The 3558-nt window shown below is 74.8% G+C and carries 4 protein-coding genes; 3 read left to right on the forward strand and 1 reads right to left on the reverse strand.

The features are described from left to right. The 3 genes from J0670_RS33180 to J0670_RS33190 all read left to right on the forward strand — a co-directional run. Positions 1 to 741 (forward strand): HipA family kinase (locus J0670_RS33180; RefSeq protein ID WP_207815889.1); only part of this gene is annotated, 741 nt, incomplete at its 5' end. Further along, complete coding sequence (locus tag J0670_RS33185) at positions 738 to 1154, forward strand: DUF3037 domain-containing protein (RefSeq protein WP_207815891.1); 417 nt, start codon at positions 738 to 740, stop codon at positions 1152 to 1154. The genes J0670_RS33180 and J0670_RS33185, both read left to right, overlap by 4 nt. A gap of 188 nt (positions 1155 to 1342) precedes the next feature. Next, the gene (locus J0670_RS33190) at positions 1343 to 1801 is read left to right on the forward strand and encodes a MarR family winged helix-turn-helix transcriptional regulator (RefSeq protein WP_207815901.1); all 459 of its coding nucleotides are present in this window, start codon (positions 1343 to 1345) and stop codon (positions 1799 to 1801) included. 39 nt (positions 1802 to 1840) lie between these two features. Here J0670_RS33190 and J0670_RS33195 read toward each other — a convergent pair. Continuing rightward, on the reverse strand, positions 1841 to 3558 hold a 1718-nt coding region (locus J0670_RS33195; protein ID WP_207815903.1), incomplete at its 5' end, for an AAA family ATPase.

Here is a 3558-nt window from a genome sequence, read left to right on the forward strand (position 1 = left end):
ACGGCGGTCCGGTATGTGACGCCACTGCGAGAAGGCGGCTCGATGCCGGGCCTGGTCGAGGCCGACGACCGGCGGCTGTACGCGCTGAAATGGGTCGGCGCGGCGCAGGGCCGCAAGGCGTTGGTGGCGGAGGTGCTGGCCGGGGAGTTGGGCCGGCGGCTCGGTCTGCCGGTGCCGGAGCTGGTGACCGTCGACCTGGACCCGGTGCTCGCGCGCAGCGAGCCGGACCACCAGATCCAGGACCAGATGCGGGCCAGCGGCGGGACCAACCTCGGGATGGCCTTCGTCAGCGGAGCGCTCAACTTCGACCCGCTCTGCTTCGAGGTCGACTCCGAACTCGCCGGTCAGGTGCTCTGGTTCGACGCGCTGATCGGCAATGTCGACCGCTCCTGGCGCAACCCCAACCTGCTGGTGGCGACCGGCGGGCTGCGCCTGATCGACCACGGCGCGAGCCTGATCTTCCACCACAACTGGCCCGGCGCCGCGGCCTGGGTGCGCCGTCCGTACGACGCCTCCGACCACGCGCTGCTGCGCTCCCGGCCGGACCTGGCGGCGGCGGACAAGGCGCTCGCGCCGGTCGCGGAGGGTGCGATCGAGGCGGCCGTGGCGCAGATCCCCGAGGTCTGGCTGATGGACGAGTTCGGGTTCGACTCGCCGGACGAGGTGCGCGCCGCCTACCGCGCTCAGCTGACCGAACGACTGGCCGGTCCGCGTGACTGGCTGCCGGAGGTGCCCGCATGACCGAGCCGTTGGCGGCCGCGTTGCCGGCCACCGTCGAGCTGCACGACTACGAGTACGCGGTGATCCGGGCGGTGCCGCGGGTCGAGCGTGGCGAGTGCATCAACGTCGGGGTGCTGCTGTACTGCCGGCAGAGCGCGCACCTGGCCTCGCGTACGCACCTGGACCAGGCCCGGCTGCTGGCGCTGGACCCGGTGGCGGACGTGCAGGGGGTGCGGCGGGCGCTGCACGGGATCGAGGCGGTCTGCCTGGGCGGCCCGCAGGCCGGTCCGGCGGCTTCGGACAGCCCCGGTCAGCGGTTCCGCTGGCTGACCGCGCCGCGCAGCGCGATCGTCCAGCCCGGCCCGGTGCACACCGGGCTGACCGCGGACCCGGACGCGGAGCTGCGGCGGCTGTTCGATCAGCTGGTGCTCTGACCACCGCTGACCACCGCTGGCCACCTCTGGCCACCTCTGGCCGACCCGACCACCTTCGACCGCTTCTGACCGCCTCTGATCGCCGGCTTCGCCGGAGTGCTCCGTTCGGGGGAAGTGTGAGGTGGCTCGCGGACGGTTGCCCTGGTCAAAGCTTGAGTTGGTGAAGCACTCGGTCGTACGCTAGCCCCATGGGTTCGACCTCGACGACGACCGTCCCGACCACCGCCGAGCTGATGGAGGCGTTGGCCGCCGTCGGCGCCGCGTACTTCCAGGACTTCGCGGCCGCCGCGGCCCGGCACGGGCTGTCCTCCTCCCAGGCCAAGGCGCTGGGCGCGGTGCAGGAGCCGGTGCCGATGCGGGCGCTGGCCGGGCGGCTGGGCTGCGACGCGTCGAACGTGACCGGGATCGTGGACCGGCTGGAGTCGCTGGGCCTCGCCAACCGGGAGGCGGCGGCCGGTGACCGCCGGGTGAAGATCGTGGTGATCACGGATGAGGGCCGGGAGATCCTCGACCGCATCCGCGGCGAGATGGGCCGCACCCACCAGGCCTTCGAGGCGATGACCGAGGAGCAGCGGATCGCCCTGCACTCGATCTGCGCGCAGGTGCTGCCGGTGCTGGCCGGCCGGACGGGCGGCGCGCAGCAGTAGCGGCCGCGCGGGGCCCGTCCGTCCGTCCTCCGCCCGGGGTCAGAGTGCCTCGGCGAGTTCCGGCGGCAGTGGCCGGTGGTGGAGCAGGGTGAGCGTACGGGTGGCCCGGGTGAGCGCGACGTAGCGCTCCCGTGGGCCGAGCTCGGCGGGTTCGACCACCACGACGTGGTCGAACTCCAGCCCCTTGGCCGCCGTGACGGTCAGCGCACCCAGCCCCGGCGCCAGCGCGTCCGGGGCGATCACGCCCAAGGTGCCTGCAACGGTGGGCAGTTCGGCCAGCGCGGCGGCGAAGTCGCGGTCCGGTACGGGGACGGCCCTCGGCTGCTCGATGCCCGGCCGGATGGACTCGGGCGGCCGCTGGTCGGGTGCGGCGGTGCGCAGTACGGCGGCGGCGAGGGCCATGATCGGCGCCGGCGTGCGGTAGTTGACGGTGAGCCGTTCCTCGCGCCAGCGGCCGGGCAGGTGCGGGTCGAGCATCTCGGCCCAGCTGTGGGCTCCGGCGGGCGATCCGGTCTGGGCGAGGTCGCCGACGATGGTGAGCGAGTTGGTCGGGACGCGGCGCAGCACGGTGCGCCAGGCCATCGCGGAGAGCTCCTGCGCCTCGTCCACCACCACGTGTCCGTACGCCCAGGTGCGGTCGGCGCCGGCGCGTTCGGCGGTGGAGCGGTACGGGCCGTCGTCCCGGAAGCGCTCGGCCAGTGCGGCGGCGTCCAGCAGGGCGTCGCCGGTCTGGCCGGTGATGGTCAACACTCCCTGGGCGAAGGAGAGTTCGTCCGCGTCATGCTCGTGATCCTGCTCGGATCCGCCGGCCCGGTCGGGGCCGCCGAGGAGCTCGGCGGCCTCGTCGAGCAGGGGGACGTCCTCGGCCGTCCAGGGGGAGTCGGGCGGGCGGAGCAGCGCGGCCGCATGCTCGGGGGCGGCCTCGGCGAGCAACTCCCGGTCGGTGAGCAGCCGTTCGAGCAGTAGCTGTGGGGTGAGGGCCGGCCAGAGCGGGTCGAGCGCGGCGCGGACCTCCTCCCGGGCCCACAGCTCGCGCGGCGCGTAGTGCGCCTCCTCCTCGTCGTAGGGGCGGCCGAGGGACAGCGCCTGGGCGATGGCGAGGGCGTCCAGCAGGGTGCGCAGGTAGAAGGTGCGGGCCCGGTTGTGCGGCACCCGCAGGCCGCGGGCGGCGTCCCGGGCCTGGGCGCAGGCGCGGGCGGAGACGCGCAGCCCCTCGCCGAGGTCCAGGCCGCCGGCCGGGGCGGACTGGTGGGCGGCGACGGCGCGGCGGAGGGCGTCCGCCATCCAGGGGCCGCCCTTGGCGACGGCCGTGGCGGGCGCGTCGGTGCCGGTCGCGGTGACGCCGGGGAACAGTTCGCCGACGGTCCGCAGCACCACCTCGGTCTCCCCGAGGGCGGGCAGCACCTCCTCGATGTACCGCAGGAAGCCGGAGTTGGGGCCGATGACCAGGATGCCGCGGCGTTCCAGCGCGGCGCGGTGGGTGAACAGCAGGTAGGCGGCCCGGTGCAGCGCGGCCAGCGTCTTTCCGGTGCCGGGGCCGCCCTGGACGACCAGGGCGCCGGGCAGCGGGGCGCGGATCACCCGGTCCTGTTCGGCCTGGATGGTGGCGACGGCGGTGGCCATCCGGCCGGTGCGCTCGCGGTCGAGGGCGGCGAGCAGGGCAGCCTCGCCGACCAGGGCGCGGCGGCCGGACTCGTCCAGCCCGGCCAGGTCGAGCGCCTCGTCGTCCAGCCCGGTGAGGGTGCGGCCCTCGGTGT

The sequence above is a fragment of the Streptomyces sp. FH025 genome (assembly GCF_017427025.1).
In the GTDB taxonomy this organism is placed as follows: Bacteria; Actinomycetota; Actinomycetes; order Streptomycetales; family Streptomycetaceae; genus Kitasatospora.

Excerpts from the sequence above, each read along its gene's own strand:
- J0670_RS33185 (WP_207815891.1), top strand. The coding sequence starts at position 738 with ATGACCGAGCCGTTGGCGGCCGCGTTGCCGGCCACCGTCGAGCTGCAC.
- J0670_RS33190 (WP_207815901.1), top strand. The coding sequence starts at position 1,343 with ATGGGTTCGACCTCGACGACGACCGTCCCGACCACCGCCGAGCTGATG.